This is a genomic window from Serratia sp. AKBS12, assembly GCF_024793895.1.
Classification (GTDB): domain Bacteria; phylum Pseudomonadota; class Gammaproteobacteria; order Enterobacterales; family Enterobacteriaceae; genus Serratia_F.
This window is the reverse complement of record NZ_JANUSB010000015.1, coordinates 1,420,579-1,440,530: the sequence shown is the minus strand read 5'-3', so window position 1 is coordinate 1,440,530 and position 19,952 is coordinate 1,420,579. Positions and strand designations below refer to the sequence as shown.

General features: G+C 57.6%; 19 protein-coding genes. 8 read left to right on the top strand and 11 right to left on the bottom strand.

Features of this window, described 5'->3' with window-relative positions:
- Positions 1-184: 184 nt before the first annotated feature.
- Both NYE85_RS16600 and manA read right to left on the bottom strand, forming a co-directional pair.
- Positions 185-1,723: a YdgA family protein gene (locus tag NYE85_RS16600; protein WP_259005830.1), complete on the bottom strand. Its 1,539-nt coding sequence runs from the start codon at positions 1,721-1,723 to the stop codon at positions 185-187.
- Between the two features lie 194 nt (positions 1,724-1,917).
- On the bottom strand, positions 1,918-3,096 hold the full coding sequence (manA, locus tag NYE85_RS16595; RefSeq protein WP_259005829.1) for a mannose-6-phosphate isomerase: 1,179 nt from the start codon (positions 3,094-3,096) through the stop codon (positions 1,918-1,920).
- Between the two features lie 309 nt (positions 3,097-3,405).
- Between manA and fumC the strand changes: the two genes are divergently transcribed.
- The 3 genes from fumC (at position 3,406) to NYE85_RS16580 (ending at position 6,005) form a co-directional block, all read left to right on the top strand.
- Positions 3,406-4,803: a class II fumarate hydratase gene (gene fumC, locus NYE85_RS16590; protein WP_259005828.1), complete on the top strand. Its 1,398-nt coding sequence runs from the start codon at positions 3,406-3,408 to the stop codon at positions 4,801-4,803.
- Between the two features lie 66 nt (positions 4,804-4,869).
- Positions 4,870-5,571, top strand: coding sequence for a YafY family protein (locus NYE85_RS16585; protein WP_259005827.1), 702 nt, complete (start codon positions 4,870-4,872; stop codon positions 5,569-5,571).
- Between the two features lie 65 nt (positions 5,572-5,636).
- Positions 5,637-6,005, top strand: coding sequence for a VOC family protein (locus NYE85_RS16580; RefSeq protein ID WP_259005826.1), 369 nt, complete (start codon positions 5,637-5,639; stop codon positions 6,003-6,005).
- Here NYE85_RS16580 and tus read toward each other — a convergent pair.
- Both tus and NYE85_RS16570 read right to left on the bottom strand, forming a co-directional pair.
- Complete coding sequence (gene tus, locus NYE85_RS16575) at positions 5,995-6,933, bottom strand: DNA replication terminus site-binding protein (RefSeq protein WP_259005825.1); 939 nt, start codon at positions 6,931-6,933, stop codon at positions 5,995-5,997. The two genes, NYE85_RS16580 and tus, sit on opposite strands and share 11 nt — an antisense overlap.
- A 146-nt stretch (positions 6,934-7,079) precedes the next feature.
- Positions 7,080-8,366 (bottom strand): MFS transporter, encoded by a 1,287-nt coding sequence (locus NYE85_RS16570; protein WP_259006353.1) that lies wholly within the window; start codon positions 8,364-8,366, stop codon positions 7,080-7,082.
- A 130-nt stretch (positions 8,367-8,496) separates the two neighbouring features.
- Between NYE85_RS16570 and NYE85_RS16565 the strand changes: the two genes are divergently transcribed.
- The 3 genes from NYE85_RS16565 to bioD all read left to right on the top strand — a co-directional run bounded on the left by NYE85_RS16565 (position 8,497) and on the right by bioD (position 11,605).
- On the top strand, positions 8,497-9,417 hold the full coding sequence (locus NYE85_RS16565) for a LysR family transcriptional regulator (RefSeq protein ID WP_259005824.1): 921 nt from the start codon (positions 8,497-8,499) through the stop codon (positions 9,415-9,417).
- Positions 9,418-9,556: 139 nt separating this feature from the next.
- Positions 9,557-10,774 (top strand): ROK family transcriptional regulator, encoded by a 1,218-nt coding sequence (locus tag NYE85_RS16560; protein ID WP_259005823.1) that lies wholly within the window; start codon positions 9,557-9,559, stop codon positions 10,772-10,774.
- Between the two features lie 159 nt (positions 10,775-10,933).
- Entirely contained in the window at positions 10,934-11,605 is a 672-nt protein-coding gene (bioD, locus tag NYE85_RS16555; protein ID WP_259005822.1) for a dethiobiotin synthase, read from the top strand.
- Here the strand turns inward: bioD and clcB are convergent.
- Together clcB and NYE85_RS16545 are read right to left on the bottom strand one after the other, a co-directional pair.
- The gene (clcB, locus tag NYE85_RS16550; RefSeq protein WP_259005821.1) at positions 11,602-12,882 is read right to left on the bottom strand and encodes a voltage-gated ClC-type chloride channel ClcB; all 1,281 of its coding nucleotides are present in this window, start codon (positions 12,880-12,882) and stop codon (positions 11,602-11,604) included. The genes bioD and clcB overlap by 4 nt on opposite strands.
- A gap of 111 nt (positions 12,883-12,993) precedes the next feature.
- Complete coding sequence (locus NYE85_RS16545) at positions 12,994-14,364, bottom strand: cytochrome-c peroxidase (RefSeq protein ID WP_259005820.1); 1,371 nt, start codon at positions 14,362-14,364, stop codon at positions 12,994-12,996.
- 304 nt (positions 14,365-14,668) lie between these two features.
- Between NYE85_RS16545 and NYE85_RS16540 the strand changes: the two genes are divergently transcribed.
- Positions 14,669-16,156 (top strand): MDR family MFS transporter, encoded by a 1,488-nt coding sequence (locus NYE85_RS16540; RefSeq protein WP_259005819.1) that lies wholly within the window; start codon positions 14,669-14,671, stop codon positions 16,154-16,156.
- Between the two features lie 28 nt (positions 16,157-16,184).
- Here NYE85_RS16540 and NYE85_RS16535 read toward each other — a convergent pair whose 3' ends face one another.
- Both NYE85_RS16535 and NYE85_RS16530 read right to left on the bottom strand, forming a co-directional pair.
- Entirely contained in the window at positions 16,185-16,484 is a 300-nt protein-coding gene (locus NYE85_RS16535; RefSeq protein WP_259005818.1) for a DUF1161 domain-containing protein, read from the bottom strand.
- 88 nt (positions 16,485-16,572) lie between these two features.
- Positions 16,573-16,941, bottom strand: a complete 369-nt coding sequence (locus NYE85_RS16530; RefSeq protein ID WP_259005817.1) for a DUF1283 family protein — start codon at positions 16,939-16,941, stop codon at positions 16,573-16,575.
- A 150-nt stretch (positions 16,942-17,091) separates the two neighbouring features.
- Between NYE85_RS16530 and NYE85_RS16525 the strand changes: the two genes are divergently transcribed.
- Complete coding sequence (locus NYE85_RS16525; RefSeq protein ID WP_259005816.1) at positions 17,092-17,418, top strand: YnfA family protein; 327 nt, start codon at positions 17,092-17,094, stop codon at positions 17,416-17,418.
- 33 nt (positions 17,419-17,451) lie between these two features.
- On the opposite strand, the gene ydfG is transcribed toward NYE85_RS16525, so the two are convergent.
- The 3 genes from ydfG to NYE85_RS16510 all read right to left on the bottom strand — a co-directional run bounded on the left by ydfG (position 17,452) and on the right by NYE85_RS16510 (position 19,952).
- Positions 17,452-18,201, bottom strand: a complete 750-nt coding sequence (gene ydfG / locus NYE85_RS16520) for a bifunctional NADP-dependent 3-hydroxy acid dehydrogenase/3-hydroxypropionate dehydrogenase YdfG (RefSeq protein WP_259005815.1) — start codon at positions 18,199-18,201, stop codon at positions 17,452-17,454.
- A gap of 72 nt (positions 18,202-18,273) precedes the next feature.
- Entirely contained in the window at positions 18,274-18,798 is a 525-nt protein-coding gene (locus tag NYE85_RS16515) for a GNAT family N-acetyltransferase (protein WP_259005814.1), read from the bottom strand.
- 95 nt (positions 18,799-18,893) lie between these two features.
- A complete protein-coding gene (locus tag NYE85_RS16510) occupies positions 18,894-19,952 on the bottom strand; it encodes an aldo/keto reductase (protein WP_259005813.1) in 1,059 nt (352 codons plus the stop codon).

Genomic DNA, 19,952 nt, shown 5'->3' with positions numbered 1-19,952 from the left:
TAGAAAGGGGCGCAGATTGCTGACAAAGCAGGAAAAAGCGTGGTTTTGCCTGCTTTGTGGCGAGCAGCCGAAAAGCAATAAATTGATTTTCCTGATTTTTTATTTATTGACCTCTGCTGGTTCTGAGCAGAAATGAGGTTGGTCATCAGTCTGAGGGGCGCTAAAGGCGCCCCTGATGACGGCGTTATTGCGCCGGTGCAGGCACCGGAGCCGGCATTGGCGTCGGGGCTGGCGGAACGCCTTGCTCTGCCGGACCGGCCAGCATGCCGAACAGGCCAAGGAACTCCTGCAGGCTCATTTTGTTCCCGTTCAGATCAACCTGGTTGTCGGCATAGTGGAAGCGGGTGCCAATCACGTTGTCTTTCATGGTGGTCAGTTTGAACATCTGGCCCATGGCCGCCAGGCCCTGCACTTGCTGCTGCGCCAGTTTTTGCGCTTCTTCGGCGTTGTAGCCCTGCAGCATGGCGGTTTGTGCGGTGGTTTCCATCGCCATTGGTACTGGAATGCTCAGGTTGGCATCCAGTTGCTTCACCGAACGGGACAGCAGTTGATCAACCGATTCAGCCGGTGTGCCGGCCTTGGCCGGATCAAGCAGATCCAGATTCAGCGTAAAGGTACTTTCGCCTTTGGCGTTTTTCCAGCTCAGCGGCGCGATGCTGATGGTTGGATTGCCTTTGAGTAGCAATGGCAGGTTTTGCAGCAGAATTTCCGTGGTCTGCTGTTGATAGGCTTCGGCATCCAGTGTTTCTCCTTGCTGCATCATGGCCATGACCTGCTGGTTGTAGCGGTCGGCGAACTCCTTCAGCGACTGCGCGTCCAGCTTGTCGATCTTCAGCGACAGTTTGCCGGCACCAAAATCGCGATCCTGAATTTTCAGTGCGTCCATGGTGTAGTCAATCTGGCCGTTCAGGTTACTGTCGGTTTCGCCAAACTGGCTCGCCAGGTTGAAACCGTCCAGCGTCAGGGTGTCCTTCTGGTCCACCGTTACTTTCAACTGTTTCACCGCCAGCGTCTGATTGCCCAGGCTAAGATCGAACTTGCCGGCGTGGGTATCGGTTTTCAGGCTTAGGCCCTGCAGGGAAATCTGCTCGTTCTGGCCAAACTGGTTCGGGCCGGTAATCACCGCACTGTCGCTGCTGCCGTCGAGCTGTATTGCTTTCAGATCGCGGGCAATGTCGGCATTGATGGTTGCGCCGGAGAACTTCAGCGAAGAACCGTCTTTCTGGTAGTCGACCGGGATCACCTCGATGGCGCTGGAGGTGTCGCCATTATAGGCAATGCGCGAATCGGCGCTGAACAGCGACTTGCCTTTGGTGATGTCAAACAGGGTTTTGGCCGCCGGGGTGTTTTCCAGTTCGGTATGCACCGACGCCATACTGGGTATCAGATTGAACTTCTTCAACTGGGCGAACGGGAAGGGACCGTGATCGATGGTTTCCAGGAATGCCAATTCGTCACCCGGCTGTAATGCGGCATCGTCGCCGGTAATGGTGCCGTCAGCACGCAAAACGTAACGTACCTGGCTGCTGAACAGGCCACGTTGGTAGTTTTCGTAACCCAGCTTGACGCCGGCTTTTGGCAGATAGGCTTTCAATTGCGTGTTGGCGTTCGCTACCACTTCGCCCATCCGCTGTTCGATCAGTTTGCCGGTATACCATGAAGCCCCGGTCCATGCTGCGCCTAGAACCACAATGACGCCAACGGCGACTAATGATTTTTTCATCGTTCTATCATCCTTTCATAAACCATCCGACGCTGGCAGATGGGTAGGCAAATTGGGCCAACAAAAAACGCCCGCAGGCGTTTAATTGTGACGGTAACCCCGGCACTTTAGCAACTAATTTACTGAACTTTATACTCATATCGCGCAAGCCGCGACTCCTTGTCACAGCTTGCGCAGTTCAGCGATGCACCGCGTTACGACAGTTGATTGTAGACCCGTGCGATACGGCCGCTGCCGCTGACGCTGACCGGCGATTCAAACGCGCCGATAAAGCAGGACTCGCCCGGATGCAGCGTAATCTGCTGGCCCTGTTTCTCCAGTCGGGCTTCGCCCTCTACGCAGAACACGATGGCCGCGCTCTGTTGTGCCAGACTTTGCGCTGCGCTGGAAAGGTCATGCAGCGAGAAGGCGAAATCCTCTACCGGGATGGGGAAGAACAGCTCATCGCCACGCTTTTCCGGCTGTGTCAGCAAACCGGACGCCGGCTGCGGGCGGAATTGCAGGTTGGCCAGCAGTTCAGGGATATCGATGAACTTCGGTGTCAGGCCGGCGCGCAGCACGTTGTCCGAGTTGGCCATAACCTCCAGCGCAACGCCTTTCAGATAGGCGTGCGGGGTTTCGGCGTACAGGAACATCGCTTCGCCCGGAGCCAGTTTTACCACGTTGAGCAGCAGCGGTGAGAACAGGCCGCTGTCTTCCGGGTAGAAACCGGCAATGAAGCGTACGGTGTCCCATGGCTCACCCTGTTGGTTATTCAACGCTGCCTTCAGAACGCCGAGCGCCAGAGATTTCTGTTCGCCGCTCATGCCGAGCAGGCTGGCAAACAGTTTTGCCAGGCGTTCGGTATCCGGCTGCTGCAAGAAGGCGGCGATGTCGTGATGCGCGCCGGCGATCGGTTGCAGTAACGACACGATGTCGGCCAGCTCACGGAAGCCGTTCATTGCCAGGAACGGCGTGAGGGCAAACACCAGTTCCGGCTTGTGGTTGGGATCCTTGTAATTGCGCTCGGCGGCGTCCAGCGGGATACCGGCGGCATTTTCCCGGGCATAACCCACTTCTGCTGCGGACTTGCTTGGGTGAACCTGAATCGACAGCGGCTGATCGGCGCACAGCACTTTGAACAGAAACGGCAGCTCGCCAAAGCGAGCGGCGACGTCCTGCCCGAGCTGTTTTGGCTGATCCTGATTAATCACGTCGCGCAATGAATGCAGATCGCCATTGGCGTCAGGCACCTGTGAACTGCTTTTGGGATGAGCGCCCATCCACAGTTCTGCCATGGGTTTTCCATGCGGATTGGCGATGCCGTACAGTTTGGTTAGTGCCTCGTGGCTACCCCATGCGTAATTTTGCACCGCATTGGTCATTTTTTGCATGATTACTACCTGCTTTATAAAGGAATTACCGCCAAGTAAACAATGCACCGAGGGTGCTTGCAAGCGGAGAAATCTAAAAATGTCATTATCCTTGACAGTGGGCGTGTCGCCATCTTGCCACCCGGCGCACGGCGGGCGGTTCTGCGGCACCCGCCGTTTGCCGCCAGGTGAAACCGGTGCCGGCAGGGATAAACGCAGACTCTTAATGCGAATAGTTATTATGTCACTATACTGGATGTGCCTGTAAACAGGTTCGCGCCGTGGCGGCGTGGACATCTTACTTTTAGGAATTGTGCTAAGGAGACAGTGATGGCAGCCATTCGTATTGAAAAAGACTCTATGGGCCCCATCGAAGTACCGGCCGATCGGTTGTGGGGGGCGCAAACGCAGCGCTCCCTCGAACACTTCCGTATTTCCAGCGAAAAAATGCCGACCGCGCTGATCCACGCGTTGGCGCTGACCAAGCGCGCCGCCGCTAGCGTCAATGTCGATCTTGGCCTGCTGCCGGCGGAGCGGGGCAAGGCGATTATTCAGGCGGCAGATGAAGTGCTGGCGGATAAACACGCCAACGAATTCCCTCTTTCGGTCTGGCAAACCGGCTCTGGCACCCAGACCAACATGAATATCAACGAGGTGTTGGCCAACCGCGCCAGTGAGCTGCTGGGCGGCGAGCGTGGCGAAGGGCGCCTGGTGCATCCGAACGACGACGTCAACAAAAGCCAGAGCTCCAATGACGTATTCCCGACCGCCATGCACGTGGCGGCGGTGATTGCGCTGCGCCAGCACCTGATCCCCGAACTGCACCAGCTGCACCAGACGCTGAACGAAAAAGCCGACGCCTTCCGTGACATCGTGAAAATCGGCCGCACCCATTTGCAGGATGCTACGCCGCTGACGCTGGGCCAGGAAATTTCCGGCTGGGCGGCAATGTTGCAACACAGCCTGCGCCATATCGAGGCCAGCGTACCGCACCTGTGTGAACTGGCGTTGGGTGGCACCGCGGTCGGCACCGGCCTGAATACTCACCCGGAATACGCGGTGCGGGTAGCAAAAGCGTTGGCGGATTCAACCGGCCAGCCGTTCGTGACGGCACCGAACAAATTTGAAGCGCTGGCTACCTGTGACGCGCTGGTGCATGGCCACGGCGCGCTGAAGGGGCTGGCGGCGTCGCTGATGAAAATCGCCAACGATGTGCGCTGGCTGGCCTCAGGTCCGCGCTGCGGTATCGGTGAAATCTCCATTCCGGAAAACGAGCCGGGCAGTTCGATCATGCCGGGCAAGGTCAATCCGACGCAATGTGAGGCGATGACCATGCTCTGCGCACAGGTGCTGGGCAACGACGTGGCGCTGAATATCGGCGGCGCTTCCGGCAACTTTGAACTGAACGTATTCCGCCCGATGGTGATCCATAACTATCTGCAATCGATTCGCCTGCTGGCGGACGGTATCAACGGCTTCAACGCGCATTGTGCGGTAGGCATCGAACCGAATCGCGATCGTATTTCGCAACTGCTGAATGAATCGCTGATGTTGGTTACCGCCTTGAATACCCATATTGGCTACGACAAGGCGGCGGAAATCGCCAAGCAGGCGCACAAGCAAGGGTTGACGCTGAAGGCATCGGCGCTGAAATTGGGCTACCTGACGGAACAGCAATTTGACGAATGGGTTCGACCGGAAGATATGGTTGGTAGTATGAAGAAATAAGCGTTACCTGTTGGTCAGCGCTGGGGCTTACGCAGGTAGGCCCTTTTTTATAAGGAAAATCGCGTTATGTCACGCACTCAACGGCTGTTGGAACTGATGCAGATCCTGCGTCAGCATCGTTATCCGCTTGCCGGGCACGCACTGGCGCAACGGCTGGGTATCAGCATGCGCACGCTATATCGCGATATTGCCACCTTACAGCTGCAGGGCGCCGAAATTGTCGGCGAAGCGGGCGTCGGCTATGTGTTACGGCCGGGATTCACGTTGCCGCCGCTGATGTTTTCAACGCAGGAAATCGAGGCTCTGGTATTGGGAATGCGCTGGGTGACACGGCGTGGCGACAGCCAACTGGTCGCTGCGGCAGATCGGGCGTTGGCAAAAATTGCCGCGGTGCTGCCCGCCGCGCTGCGCGAGGAACTGGAGGCCAACACGCTACTGATCGGCCCGGTGGATAGCGTGCCGGTGTCCGACGCGTTGCGCTCGACGATACGCGACACCATCCGTAGCGAATGCAAAATCGACATTGCCTACCAGGATGCCGCCGGTGTGGTTTCACAGCGCAGGCTGTGGCCGTTTGGTCTCGGCTACTTTGAACAGGTGCAGGTGTTGCTGGCCTGGTGCGAACTGCGTCAGGGATTGCGCCATTTTCGTCTCGATCGTATCAGCGCTATTTCTCCCCTGGCACAGCGTTATCCGCGTGGTCGCCGGGCGTTGATAAAACAGTGGCGGGACAGTACCGGTATTGGCGATGCTACTGCCAAAATCTGACAGTGGTGGCGGTTAGGCTGTGGTCATCGGAACCTATCGAGGTTCCTCATCACCGGGAGCTAGCCATGATCGCACCAGACATCACCATACTATATGTTGACCAACCAGAATCGAGCGCGCAGTTTTACAGCCGTTTGCTCGGGATACCGCCGGTCGAACTCTCCGCCACCTTTGCCCTCTGGGTGGGCCATAACGGCTTCAGGCTGGCCTTGTGGTCGAAACACAGCGTACAGCCGGCCCCCGCGGCCAGCGGAGGGGGAGGCGAATTGGGATTTCTGTGCGAACAGCCAGAACAGGTTGATGCATTATACCGTCAGTGGCGTGACTGGCAGTTCGAGATTTGCCAGCGGCCGTTGCAGTTGGCGTTCGGCTACTCGTTTGTGGCATGCGATCCCGACGGGCATCGACTGCGGGTGTATACCCTCAATCGCTAGGCGCGTCGGTATACAGATGCAGCCGTTTCACCAATAGACGCAGCGGTTTGGCCTGCGGCTTGTATTTATGCTTCACCGCGCTGGCGTCATAGTTAAGCAGCTCGCCAATCTTTGGTACCTGCGCGCCGCTCTCGATCTGACATAGCGCCATCAGCGGCAGTGGGCAGGGGTGCTGCACCTGCTTTTGCTGTTGCTGATACCACACCCGAGCGATGGGTTGCACTTTGACCGGTCGCTTGATTTTCAAGGTAGCCGCCTGCGGCAGGCGGCTAACGTCATCAATTTCCCGACTCACCAGCTCGGCCCACTGCTGGCGGTTATAGGGCGGCACCGCGCGGCCGGCCTTCAGGCTTTTTTCCAGCGCCTGCAGAATATCGTCGCGCTTGACGTTTTTGATGATGTGTTTGTTCGCCCAGCCAAAGCGTACCGAATCGGGGTTGGTCAGCAGGGTGATGGCGCGATAGGCGCTCAGGGTAATCAGGCCATGCAGCTGGGCGTGCACGAATTCAAAGCGCTGTTCCGGCGCCAGGCCGGATTCCACGGTAATAATATGCTCCAGTTCCGCTTTCAATTGATTGATTTGCTGCACCTGCCGTTGCAGCGCCAGGTACTGCTGGCGCTCAACCGCCAGGCAAATCACGCCGGGCAGGCGTACCGCCGCCTTGCTGCTGACGTGCTGCCTGTTATGGTGAATGAACAGTCGTTGATAATGTTCCAGCGCCATATCGCGTGCCGCCTGGCCGAGATGCTGCTGCACGGCGATCTGTTCAATCGGCTGATGTTCGTTGCCTTTGGCGATGTCAGGCAGGCTGAATACCCGCGCCGCTAGTAGCCGCAACGGTAGAATTTGCTGCTGGAGTTGTCCCAGTTCGGCTTCTAGCTGGTTAAAACGCTGGTTCATTCGGCCAATCAGATCGTATCTGTTCATCGCAACCTCGTATTTTAGTTACAACATACATTGTAGTGCAGAACAACCAGGGGGACAACATCAGCAACGGTGGACCCTGACAGTCAATCGCAGTCCAGGCCTGGCAGGGGAACAGGCGCGGCAGGTTGCCGCGTCTGAGTTGAGGATTACAGGCGTGTCGCTTCCGGCAACTGTTTCAGCGTACGTACTACCCACAGCGCCAACAACAGCATGGTGCTGATAAAGGCGACGACGCCAGTCCAGCCAAAGCTGTGCCAAAATACGCCGCCGAGCGTGCCGGCAACGCTGGAACCGGCGTAATAGCAGAACAGGTAGAGTGAGGACGCTTGCCCTTTGGCACGCCGTGCGCGGCGGCCGATCCAGCTGCTGGCGACCGAATGTGCGGCAAAAAAACCGCCGGTGAACAGCATCATGCCGATGAAAATCAGCGTGACCGGAGCCAGGAGAGTAATAAGAATCCCGGTCAGCATAATCATAATGGCAAACAGCAGTACCGGCCCGCGACCGAAACGTGACGTCATGGCTCCGGCTTTTGGCGAACTGTAAGAACCGGTGAGGTAGACCACTGACAATAAACCGACAATTGCCTGGCTAAGATGGTAGGGGTCGGCCAGCAGGCGGTAACCGATGTAGTTGAACATGGTGACAAAACTGCCCATCAGCAGGAAACCCTCGGCAAACAGTAATGGCAGTCCCTGGTCGTGCCAATGCAGTTTGAAGTTGATCAGCAGGGTGCGCGGTCGCAGCGAACTGGCGCGGAAGTGCCTTGACGCCGGCAGGATACGCCAGAACACGAATGCCGCTATCAGCGCGAACAAACCGATTACCGCCAGTGAAACGCGCCAGGAAAAGAAGTCGGTTAATACGCCGGTGACCAAGCGGCCGCTCATGCCGCCGATCGAGTTGCCACTGATATACAGCCCCATTGAGAACGCCACAAAGCTGGGGTGGATCTCTTCACTCAGATAAGTCATGCCGACGGCGGCAAGGCCGCTAAGGGAAAGACCGATCAGTGCGCGCATCAATAGAATGCCGTGCCAGCTGGTCATAAATACGCAGATCAGCGTGCAGACCGCTGCCAGCAACAATGAGATTACCATCACCGATTTGCGGCCGATGGCGTCGGACAGCGGGCCGGTAAATAACAGACCAATCGCCAGCAAACCGGTTGAAAAGGACAATGACAGGCTGCTTTGCGCCGGTGATACGCCAAAGTCCTGCGACAGCACCGGCAGGATCGGCTGCACGCAATACAGCAGCGCAAAGGTGGCCAGCCCAGCAGTAAACAGTGCCAGCGTGACGCGCATGAATTGCGGCGTACCGCGTTCGATATAAGGGCGTTTATTTAAAGTAGAGGGTTGGTTTTTAGGCGCAGCGGCGGCCAGCGAATCGTTGGCCGCCCGCGTCGACGGCGTATCGGCCGCTGAACGCATCGGGGTGTTCACAGATATTCCTTACCGGGGAGCGGGTGATTTAACAAGCATATCGTTGCTTTATAAAATCATAGGGAGAAGCCAGTTTTTTGTCTAATATATTAATAATTCCAATTAAGACGTTAAACATATGAATATTGAGCTACGCCATTTGCGCTATTTTATTGCCGTTGCAGAAGAGCTGCATTTTGGCCGTGCGGCACAGCGGCTGCGGATCTCGCAACCGCCCTTGAGCCAACAGATTCAGGCGCTGGAAGACATGGTCGGCGCACGGCTGCTGGCCCGCAATAATCGCAACGTCAGCCTGACGCAGGCCGGAGAAATGTTTCTCAAGGAAGCCTGGCAGGTGGTCGATCAGGTGAATCGCGCTGCGGAAAAAGCGGCGCGTTTGGAACGGGGAGAGTCAGGTGAACTGACCATTGGTTTTACCTCATCGGCGCCGTTTATCAGCCAGGTATCGCGCAACTTACGGGCTTTTCGCCTGCATCATCCGGATGTGCACATCAAAATGCGCGAAATCAACACCAAACAGCAGCTTGAACCGCTGCTTAATGGCGAACTGGATCTGGGCGTGATGCGCAACACCAGGTTGCCGGAGGCGTTGCAGCACCGGCTGCTGCTGCAAGAGCCGATGCTGGCGGTGGTGCCGGAAGGACATCCCTTGACCTATCTGGCCCCCGGTACGCTGCGCTTTGCGCATTTGGCGGATGAGCCGTTTGTTTTTTTCTCGCGCGAGGTGGGTACCGCGCTGTATGACGAAACGCTGCTGTTGCTGGAACGCGCCGGCATCACCCCTTACATTACGCAGGAGGTAGGCGAAGCGATGACCATTATCGGGCTGGTTTCCGCCGGGCTGGGTATTTCGATCCTGCCGGCGTCGTTTGGTCGCGTCAAACTTGATGGGGTCAGCTATCTACCGTTGGCGGAGCCGGATGCGGTGACCGAAGTCTGGCTGGTAAATCACCGCCAGCGGCCTTTGACAGCCGCCGCAAAATCGCTGATGAGTTTGCTATTGGCGCCCTCATGTAACGACGCACATCAGCGCAAATAAAAGGCGATTTTGCAGCAAATGCCGGCGAATTTGTGCAGCGAATCACATAACGAATCAAATAGTTGACGCTGTATTACAAAAGCCCCACCATAGCCCATAGTCTTTATTTAGAAGCGCGAAAAATTGTAGGAGCAGGGGCGTGATTGCGGATGGGCAGCCTGGGCATATTGATCAGATAAAGCAAATAAATGCAGGGGCAGTGTATCGGTTGATCGATCAGCTCGGGCCGATTTCGCGTATCGAACTGTCAAAGCGTGCCCAACTGGCGCCGGCCAGTATCACCAAAATCGTGCGTGAATTGCTGGAAGCGCATCTGGTCAGGGAAACCGAGTTCCAGGAAGTGGGCAGCCGCGGTCGTCCGGCGGTGGGATTGGTGCTGGATACCGAGGCCTGGCATTATCTTTCCGCGCGTATCAGTCGCGGTAGCATTACGCTGGCACTGCGTGATATCAGCAGCAAACTGGTGGTCGAAGAACAGCTACCGCTGGCGGCTGACCACCCGGAACCGCTACTGGCGCGAATCGTTGCCGAAGTCGATCGATTCTTTATTCGCCATCAGCAACGCCTGGAACGTTTGACCGCCATCGCCATTACCCTACCAGGCATGATCGACGTTGCTAATGGCATTGTGCACCGCATGCCGTTTTACCAGGTCGAAGATATGCCGCTCGGTCCGGTACTGGCGTCGCGCACCGGTTTGCCGGTGTTTCTGCAACATGATATCTGCGCCTGGACCATGGCCGAGGCGTTGTATGGCGCCTCGCGTGGCAACCAAAACGTGATTCAGGTGGTGATTGACCATAACGTCGGTGCTGGGGTTATCACCGGCGGGCGAGTGTTGCATTCCGGCAGCCAGCGAGTGGTGGAAATCGGCCATACTCAGGTCGATCCCTATGGCAAACGGTGTTATTGCGGTAACCACGGTTGCCTGGAAACCGTGGCCAGCGTGGAAAACATGCTGGAAATCGCCCAGCAACGCCTGAGCGCCTCGATGACGTCGACGCTGCACAACGCGCCGTTGAGCGTTGAATCGCTGTGCGATGCCGCCTTGGCCGGTGACCAACTGGCAAAAGACATCATTCTTGGCGTTGGCCATAGCGTCGGGCGCATTCTGGCGATTATGGTCAATCTGTTCAACCCGGAAAAGATCCTGGTTGGTTCGCCGCTCAATCGAGCAGCGGAAATTCTGCATCCAGCGATTGCATCATGCATTAACCAGCAGGCGCTGCCGATCTACAGCCAGCATCTTCAAGTGGAATCCACCCAGTTTTTCAACCAGGGCACCATGCCCGGCGCGGCCCTGGTAAAAGAAGCGCTGTACAACGGTTCACTGTTGGTCAAGCTGTTGCAAGGCTGAGGCTTGGCCACTCATATCAGCGATTCTTATTCTTTAACGACAAAATATTGCGCTACCTCAAGCCATCCTGGTTCGGCATCCCCTAGAATTTTCCCGTTCGACACTCTCCGCCTATAAGGCGTTATTTGGTTTAACGGAGCATTCCGGGGCAATCCATTCATGCTAAAGCGTTTATTTGTTACAGGTACGGATACCGATGTGGGTAAGACCGTGATTTCCCGCGCTCTGTTGCAGGCATTTGCCGCACAGGGTCGTACGGCGGTGGGGTATAAGCCGATTGCGGCGGGGTGTTACGAAACCAGCGAAGGCATGCGCAATAAAGACGCTTTGGTTTTGCAGGCTTCTTCCAGCGTGTCGCTGAGTTATCAAGAAATCAACCCAATTACCTGTCCCGATGAAGTGTTTCACGTTCATGCCAACGACGATATCAATTACGGCATGATGAGCAGCGGTTTGCACCATTTGGCCGACAAGGCAGAAACCGTGGTGGTGGAAGGCAGTGGCGGCTGGCGAGTGCTGATGAGCGACCTGCGGCCCTATGCCGAATGGGTGATACAGGAGCAGCTACCGGTGGTTCTGGTGGTTGGCATCAAGTTAGGCTGCGTCAGCCATGCGTTGTTGACGGCGCAGTCGATAATCAATGACGGCCTGCCGCTGTTGGGGTGGGTTGCCAACCGCATTAACCCCGGGCTGGCACATTACGCCGAAACTATCGACGCGCTGCAACAGCGCATCCCGGCACCGATGCTGGGCGAAATACCGTACCTGCCGCGACCTGAACAGCGCGATCTGGCGCACTATCTGGACATTTCGTCCCTGCTGCAACGTTAGGCATTGTGGTAGACCGAAACCGAACGCAGGCCACGCGAAACGGTGGTAGCGATGACGCAAGACAGCAAAATGCCGGGCAACAAGGTATATTCCCCGGTCATTTCAAACACCATCAGCGCGGCCATTATCGGCGCATGGGTGGTGGCGGCCAGTAGTGTCGCCATGCCGGTCAACGCCATCAGTAGCGGGATCGCGCTGCCTAGCTCCGGCCACAGGGCGCATATCTGGCCGATCGCCGAACCGAGCGCCGCGCCGACGAACAGCGTAGGGGTAAAGACGCCGCCAGGTGCACCGGAGCCGCTGCTGGCCAACACCGCCAATAGCTTGCAGATCAGAATGGCCCCCACCAGCAATATGCCCGGTGGTGCGCTGAGCAGCGCCTGCACCACGCTATAACCATTGCCCCAGACTTCGGGGAACAGCAGCGAAAGCAAACCGACGATCAGCCCGCCGAGCGCCAATTGCAGCGGCGGCGTCAGGCGTAAATAGCGAAAAGCCCGCCCGCTGGCCGACATTGCCGATAAAAACAGTGGGCCGCAGACGCCTGCCAATACGCCAAGCAATGCCATCAGCAGATATTGCACCGGCCATGGTGACGGTAACGGCGTAACCAGATACAGCGGCGCCTGGCCGCCGTTCAACAGATTGGTTACCAACAGCGCGCTGACGGCAGCAATCACCACCGGGCCAAGCGAGGCGAGCATCAAGGTGCCGAACAGAATTTCGGCGATGAACAGGCTGCCCGCCAATGGCGCGTGGTAGGCGCTGGCCATACCGGCCGCCGCGCCGCAGGCCACCCACAGCTTCCACTCTTTCTCGCGCGTAAAGCGCTGGGCAAACACCGATCCCACCAATGCCGCCAGCAGGATCATCGCTCCTTCACGACCGATGGCGCTGCCGCTGGAAACCACCAGCAGCGAGGCCAGACACTTAACCAGACTGGCGCTGACGTCCAGCCGACCGTCACCGGTTTCAATCGCTTCCATATAGTCGGTAGGCGCGGCGGGGCGCTGATGACGGTAACGTTGATACATCCATAACAACAGGCCGGCTGCCAGTCCGCCCAATGCTGGCGTCAGTGCGCGACGCCAGGCCGGTAGCGCTGCGGCAGCGGCTACCAGACTGCCATCTTCATGATCGAGCAGCAACCACTCCAACCCCAGCATGGCGCGATGGAACAGCCATACCACCAACGCGGCACATATGCCGAGGAATACCGCGATAAACAGGCGGCGCAGCAGGGCGCGATAATGGCGAAGATGGACCAGTCTTTTCATGCGTCAGTAAAATGGTGAATAAAATGAAAGGGTCAGGGGCATTGTGCTTGTCTGGCGTTGGGAAAACCAGCGAATCTTTGCAGATTCGCCGGGGGTGTGATGGCGAACGATTTATTGAGGGGCAAGCGCTGCCGGTGAGTATTTCCCGGTCATCGCGTGCAACAACGCCACCAGATCGTCAACGTCGCTTTCTGGCAGCGTGGTACCGACCTGATATTTCAGCATGTCGCGCACCGCCTGATGCAGCGTGGTAACGCTGCCGTCATGGAAGTACGGCGTGGTTAATGCCACATTGCGCAGGGTGGGCGTTTTGAAACGGTGGCGGTCAGTATCCAGTTTTGTGACATTGTAACGCCCGAGATCGGCGACGGTGGGATTACCGCGGTCGGCAAAGTAATCTGCCTTCAACCCCATGATTTCATAGGACTGGCCGCCCAGGTTGACGCCGGTGTGACAGGTACCGCACTTGTTATCGCGGAACAGTTGATAACCACGCAGCTGCTGTGCCGTAAGCGCCTGGCGATCGCCGGCCAAATAGCGGTCGAACGGGCTGTCTGGGGTCAGCAGCGTTTTTTCGAATTCGGCAATGGCATGGGTAATGTTGGTAGCGGAAAAGCCGTCGGCATAGACGCGGCGAAAGTCCGCCTTCAATTGCGCATCCTGATCCAGTTTATCGATGATTTGCTGCCATGAGGTGGAGGCCATTTCGATCGGGTTAAGCGGTGGCCCGCCGGCCTGTTCCTGCAGATCCTGTGCGCGACCGTCCCAGAATTGCGCAATATTGAACACCGCATTGAATACCGTTGGCGCGTTAATCGGCCCCTGCTGACCGTTAACGCCCAGTGAAGTGACGCGGGCATCCACGCCGCCGGCGCCCAACATATGGCAATGCGCGCAGGAGATACTGTTGTCGGCCGATAGACGTGGATCGTGGAACAGCCTGAACCCCAGGGCTACTTTGCGCGCATCGGTTGGCAGCGCTTTCGGCAATGGTTGTAATGCCTGGCCGAGCAACGCCGCCGGGGTGCCCGGCAAGGTGTAATATTGTGTACGCTGTTGGCGGATCCACGCCAGCAGCGTTTGCCGATTGGCGTCGTCGAGTTCCCCGGCCCAGTGCAGCGCCTTGTAGCGTACTGGCGGCATTTGTTGATATTGCAGCACCGATTCCAGCTTGGCGAGGTCGGCCTCGGGAACCGCGCCGCCTTGTTGTAGGGCGATAAGCGTCGGCGCGAGCGAAAAATGGCGCAATCCGGTTTTTATGTCGTACTGCATCAGTTGCCTGCTGATTGGCAACGAGGCATAGAACGGCAATTCGGCAGACGCGGTATGGCAATAATCACAACCGTGCCGGGTAAGGATAGTGCTAATGGTATTGCCGACCAGCAGCGGTTGGCGTTGTTGATCGAAGTGGTAGATATAACCGACCACGCTCAGATAGCCGGCAATCGCCACGATTGCACAGCCCAATATGATCTTTTTCATTGTGTTCTCGCTCCATTGAGTTTGCATTCCAACAGCCATTCAGCCCGCCAGTGACGCGGTGAGGGAACGGCTAGCTGATTGTCCAGTCGGGGGGCGTGACGGTAGTTGATTGAAATCAAGGCAGGAGAGCGGGCTGACCTATCATTGGTATAGGCAGCAACGATAGGTTACGACGTAACAAAATGTTCAATTGGTGCGCCAGGCTGTAACCGGGATCGCGATCCGAGCAGACAGTTCAGCCGCAAATACCAAGGCTGGTATACTTCATCTCATTACACTTGTGCGGGACAAGATTGGATTATCAATGACGAATGACAATGACGCGCTGCCAGTGGCACAGCGCCCGCTGATCCTTATCGCCTGTATGCTGGCGATGTTCATGTCGGCGATTGAAGCGACAATTGTTGCCACCGCCATGCCGACCATTATTGCCGATCTGGGGGGATTCTCGCTGTTGGGGTGGGTCTTTGCGGTCTATCTGTTGGCGCAGGCCATCACCATCCCGATCTACGGGCGATTGGCCGATCTGTATGGCCGTAAGCGCATCTTCTTTTTTGGCGCGTCGCTGTTTCTGCTGGGCTCGGTGCTGTGCGGCTTTTCACCCAACATGTACTGGCTGATCGGTTTTCGGTTATTGCAGGGGTTGGGTGCCGGTGCGGTAATGCCAATTGCCACTACCATTATCGGCGATGTCTATAGTCCGCGGGAACGGCCAAAGGTGATGGGCTATCTGTCCAGCGTATGGGGCTTTTCGGCGATCATCGGTCCGTTGCTGGGCGCGTTTATCGTGCAGCACCTGCCGTGGGCGTTGGTGTTTTGGGTCAATCTGCCGATCGGCCTGTTAGCCATGCTGCTGCTCGGGCGTTATTTGCCGGCTGGCAGCCAAGTGCGTCGGCACGCGCTGGATCTGGCCGGTACCGGTTGGTTGACGCTGTTTGTCGCCAGTCTGTTACTGGCATTATTGCAGGCCGAAACTATGGGGTGGTGGGTGATACCGATGCTGCTGCTGGCAACGGTCTCGCTGATTATGCTGGTGCGCCAGGAGCGCCGCGCGCCGGAGCCGTTATTCCCGCTGGCGCTGTGGCGCAGTCGGGTAATTGTCGCCGGCAACATCGGCGGCCTGGCAATTGGCGCGGCGATGATGGGCATCAGCGCCTTTTTGCCAACGTTTATTCAGGGGGCGATGGGCGGAACGCCGTTACAGGCCGGAACCACGTTGGCACTGATGTCTATCGGCTGGCCGCTAGCCAGTACCTTAAGTGGCCGTCTGATGCTGTGGACGTCCTACCGCACCACCGCATTGCTGGGTGCGGGATTGCTGGTTGCCGGTGGGCTTATCCTGTTGCTGCTCGAACCGCACGGTGGTTTGCTATGGGGTAGAACGGCGGCCTTTATGGTCGGCGCCGGCATGGGGCTGTGCAATACCACGTTTCTGGTTTCGGTACAGAACGCCGCTCATCACAGCATTCGTGGCATTGCTACTGCCTGCACGGTATTTACCCGCATGATGGGATCGGCGATCGGCACGGCAATTCTCGGGGCGACGCTGAACATCAACCTGGAATTGCGTCTGCCGCAAACCGCCGATCCGGTACAGCAACTGATGGAACCTGCGCGGCGCAGCGCCCTGGCGCCCGATGTACTGGCCAATCTGATTCAACAGGTAGCGGCGTCGCTGCACTGGGTGTTCCTGGCCTCGGCGCTGGTGTCGCTGTTTGCGTTGGCAGCGGCGATGCTGGTGCCGGCACGGCATCGGCCACAAGGGGAAGGCGAGGAAGTGGAACAGACGTAACGGGCGCAGCGAACCACGCCCGGGAAGGTTATTGCGGAGAGGTCATATCCTGGCTGGTGCCGGTTTGCGCCGGGTCACCGCCGTCATCGCCATTATTCAGGCGAGTGTAGACAATTTTCTGTGTGTCGTTTTCGCAGTGGCCAACCACTTGGCCGCCGGCTTGCTCAGCCTGATCGTTTGGCACGATATCCAGCCTGAAGCCGGATTCTGGTACGCCGTTGCTGATGATCTTCTGCGAAATTTCCGCCTTCACGCTTTCGCATGAGGCGAAGGCCGCCAGCGGCGCCGTGCCCATCAGCAAAGCGCCGAGTACAAACGCTTTTCTCATCATTCAGTCCTTGGTTAAGAGCCCATTTCCTTATCAGGATAGCAGCTCGCGCGGTTAAAATTAACGCTGGCGGCGCGGCGGCGCCAGATTAAGGATAAATCTTACGCCCCGTGGTGCGGTCAAGGCATTTCAGCGTCGACGGCTCCCAATAGGCGTTAACGTTAAGGCTGTCGTTACAGCGATCCTGGTCGTCGGCGGCTTTGTCGAGCTTGTCGAAATCTTTTTCGACCCGGGTGTTGACCTTATGGCGCAAGGTGCGGGTATCATTCCACTGCTCCTTGCTCTGACGAGCTTCTTCGGTAGACATTGCGCCGCTACCTTTGCCGTCAACGGTGATACAGGTGCTGCCTTGCGTGCAGCTGGCGGCCATGGCCGGCAATTGCCAGGCGCTCATAGCCAATAGCGCTGCGGCCGGCAGCAGACTGCGCAGCAGTCGTTGGCGAGAAAGTAATTTCATGGGTTCATCCTTCTGAGAAAGTGTTGCTCGCTGGCGGCAACACCGACTTGGGTGCTCTTGTCAGGGCATAAGATCAATATACCACCGCCTGCTTACCAGGTGCCAGCCAAGCACCGCTTTCGTTTATATTTCGGAGAGAAAACTGCCCTGATGCTTAAGACGACCTTATTGTTCTTTGCCACTGCGCTGGCTGAAATCATCGGCTGCTTTTTGCCTTACCTGTGGCTGAAAAAAGGCGCAGGCGCGTGGCTTCTGCTACCGGCTGCCGTCAGTCTGGCGGTTTTTGTCTGGCTGCTGACCCTGCATCCGGCGGCCAGCGGCAGAGTGTACGCGGCGTATGGTGGCGTGTATGTAGCAACGGCGCTGTTATGGCTGCGGGTGGTGGACGGGGTGAAGTTGACGGCATTTGACTGGCTGGGAGCCGGCGTGGCGCTGGCGGGCATGCTGATTATCGTCGCCGGCTGGCGCACATCATAAACAGGGCGGCGGGATATACCCGCCGCCGTCCTGTCAGGCCTCGCGATGAATGCTTAGCCCGGCAAAACTCTGACTGACCGGCATCATTTCCAGCGTGTTGATATTTACCCGCGCCGGCAGGGTGGCCACCCAAAATACCGCGTCGGCAATGTCTTCCGGCGTCAGCGCGTCGGCACCGTCATAGGTTTTGTTGACCTTGCCGTCGTCGCCCTTGAAGCGAACGTTGGAAAACTCCGTTCCGCCGACCAGACCTGGCTCGATATCGGTTACGCGCAGGCGCGTGCCGTGCAGGTCGGCGCGCAGGCCAAGGCTGAACTGTTTGACGAACGCTTTGGTTGCGCCGTACACATTGCCGCCGGCATAAGGCCAGTTGGCGGCGGTAGAGCCAATATTGATCACATGGCCGACGTTGCGTTCCACCATTGCCGGCAGCAGTGCGCGGGTCATATTGACCAGGCCTTTGTTGTTGGTGTCGATCATGGTTTCCCAGTCATCGGCGTTGGCCTTGTGCGCCGGTTCCAGTCCCAGCGCCAACCCGGCGTTGTTGACCAGCACGTCCACGTTGCTCAGCGCGGCCGGCAATGACTCGATGGCTTGCTGAATGGCGGCGCGATTGCGCACGTCCAACTGCACGGTGTGCAGCGCATCGCCCAATTCGCCTTGCAGCGCCTGCAAGCGTTCCGCTCGGCGGCCGGCGCCAATGACCTGGTGTCCTTCGGCAATAAATTTACGCGCTATAGCCTCACCAAAACCGGACGTTACGCCGGTAACAAAAATGATCATCTTGCTGTTCCTCAAGGTTTTTTAGCCAATACCGTACTCTATGATTAACATATTTCGCTGGCACAAAACATATCACTCGCCAAACGCCGGCAGGTGATAGACCAGGCAGTCATACTTGATATGGTCGCGACGGCCGCTCACCACGCCACCCAGCGACTCGACCAGCCGGCGGCTGGGAGCGTTCTGCTCGGCAACCGGGTAAATAAAGTACTGCGGGCGATAACGCTCGCTGGCCCAGGCGGCAACGGCATGGACGATTTCGCGGCCATAGCCGTGGCCGTGCTGGTTTTCCTTTACCCAGATGCCGAGTTCGGGTGTATGGCTATGCAGATCGTGCACGCCGCTCATGCCGATAAACTGTTTGCTGTCGCGCAGTCGAGCGACGAAAAAGACTTCTTCACCTTCGCGGATCAGCGGCAGCCAGCCTTGCCAGACGTTGGCAAACGCTTCGGGCGACGGCTCCGGTTCAAAATTCATGAAACGGGTTAGCGTAGGGGTAATCGCCTGGTAAACATCATCGGCGTCAGCTGCGGTAAAAGGGGCAATCAACAACCGATCGGTGTTCACCCGGCACTGAGAAAGGTCACTGTATTTCATTATTATTACCTCACTTTTCAGGCCTAACGGCAAAAATCCGCCCGGTTAAACCAGGGCGGATCGTTGATACTACGTTGATTGCCGACAGATGCGAATTATTTTTGCGACAGGTGCGGCTCGATTAACAGCCGATCGGCGGCGGACAGGCGATCGGGTGCGGTACGGGCCTGATGCCAATAGGGATAAAGCAGCGGCAGGCGGCTGACATCTTCCAGTTGGCGAAGCTCATTCTGCTCAAGCGTCAGGCTGGCAGCTTTGAGGTTATCGGCCAGTTGCTGGCGATTGCGTGCGCCAACCACCACTGACGTCACGGTGGGGCGCTGTAGCAGCCAGGCGAGGGCCACCTGTGCGGCCGACAGGCCGCGCGCATCGGCAATTGCCACCAGCACGTCAATGATATCGTACAGTTTGTCCTGGTCACGCACCGGTGGTTCGCCCCATTCCGCCATATGGCGCGTACCTTCCGGCGTGCCTTGATTGCGACGATACTTGCCGGAGAGCAGGCCGCCGGCCAACGGGCTCCATACCAGCACGCCCAATCCCTGATCCTGCGCTATCGGCAGCAGTTCATATTCTGCCTCGCGAGCCTGCAGGCTGTAGTGGATCTGTTGGCTGACTGGCCGCACGCAGCCGGTCAGTGCCGAAGTGCCCAGATGCTTCATGATATGCCAGCCGGAAAAGTTGGATACGCCGACGTAGCGTACCTTGCCGCTATCGACCAGGTGCTCCAGCGCGCGCAGGGTTTCCTCTACCGGGGTAATGCCATCCCATTCGTGTAACTGATACAAATCGAGATAATCGGTATTTAGCCGCCGCAGGCTGGCCTCGCAGGCGCGGATCAGGTGGTGGCGTGATAGCCCGGCGTCGTTAGGTCCGTTGCCCATCGGAAAACGCGCCTTGCTGGCCACCAATACCTGGTGACGCTTATCGCCCAGCGCCTGTCCCAGTATTTCTTCAGATTTACCGGCGGAATAGACGTCGGCGGTATCGAACAGGTTGATGCCGGCGTCTATGCACATGGCGATTTGTTCACGCGCCTCGCTGACGTTGGTATCGCCGGTTTTGGCAAATTTGCCTTCGCCGCCAAAGGTCATGGTGCCGAGACTTAGCACCGACACCTTCAGGCCGGAATGCCCCAGTTGACGGTATTCCAT

Coding starts and splice junctions, on each gene's coding strand:
- NYE85_RS16600 (WP_259005830.1), bottom strand. CDS start 1,723: ATGAAAAAATCATTAGTCGCCGTTGGCGTCATTGTGGTTCTAGGCGCA.
- manA (WP_259005829.1), bottom strand. CDS start 3,096: ATGCAAAAAATGACCAATGCGGTGCAAAATTACGCATGGGGTAGCCAC.
- fumC (WP_259005828.1), top strand. CDS start 3,406: ATGGCAGCCATTCGTATTGAAAAAGACTCTATGGGCCCCATCGAAGTA.
- NYE85_RS16585 (WP_259005827.1), top strand. CDS start 4,870: ATGTCACGCACTCAACGGCTGTTGGAACTGATGCAGATCCTGCGTCAG.
- NYE85_RS16580 (WP_259005826.1), top strand. CDS start 5,637: ATGATCGCACCAGACATCACCATACTATATGTTGACCAACCAGAATCG.
- tus (WP_259005825.1), bottom strand. CDS start 6,933: ATGAACAGATACGATCTGATTGGCCGAATGAACCAGCGTTTTAACCAG.
- NYE85_RS16570 (WP_259006353.1), bottom strand. CDS start 8,366: ATGCGTTCAGCGGCCGATACGCCGTCGACGCGGGCGGCCAACGATTCG.
- NYE85_RS16565 (WP_259005824.1), top strand. CDS start 8,497: ATGAATATTGAGCTACGCCATTTGCGCTATTTTATTGCCGTTGCAGAA.
- bioD (WP_259005822.1), top strand. CDS start 10,934: ATGCTAAAGCGTTTATTTGTTACAGGTACGGATACCGATGTGGGTAAG.
- clcB (WP_259005821.1), bottom strand. CDS start 12,882: ATGAAAAGACTGGTCCATCTTCGCCATTATCGCGCCCTGCTGCGCCGC.
- NYE85_RS16545 (WP_259005820.1), bottom strand. CDS start 14,364: ATGAAAAAGATCATATTGGGCTGTGCAATCGTGGCGATTGCCGGCTAT.
- NYE85_RS16540 (WP_259005819.1), top strand. CDS start 14,669: ATGACGAATGACAATGACGCGCTGCCAGTGGCACAGCGCCCGCTGATC.
- NYE85_RS16535 (WP_259005818.1), bottom strand. CDS start 16,484: ATGAGAAAAGCGTTTGTACTCGGCGCTTTGCTGATGGGCACGGCGCCG.
- NYE85_RS16530 (WP_259005817.1), bottom strand. CDS start 16,941: ATGAAATTACTTTCTCGCCAACGACTGCTGCGCAGTCTGCTGCCGGCC.
- NYE85_RS16525 (WP_259005816.1), top strand. CDS start 17,092: ATGCTTAAGACGACCTTATTGTTCTTTGCCACTGCGCTGGCTGAAATC.
- ydfG (WP_259005815.1), bottom strand. CDS start 18,201: ATGATCATTTTTGTTACCGGCGTAACGTCCGGTTTTGGTGAGGCTATA.
- NYE85_RS16515 (WP_259005814.1), bottom strand. CDS start 18,798: ATGAAATACAGTGACCTTTCTCAGTGCCGGGTGAACACCGATCGGTTG.
- NYE85_RS16510 (WP_259005813.1), bottom strand. CDS start 19,952: ATGGAATACCGTCAACTGGGGCATTCCGGCCTGAAGGTGTCGGTGCTA.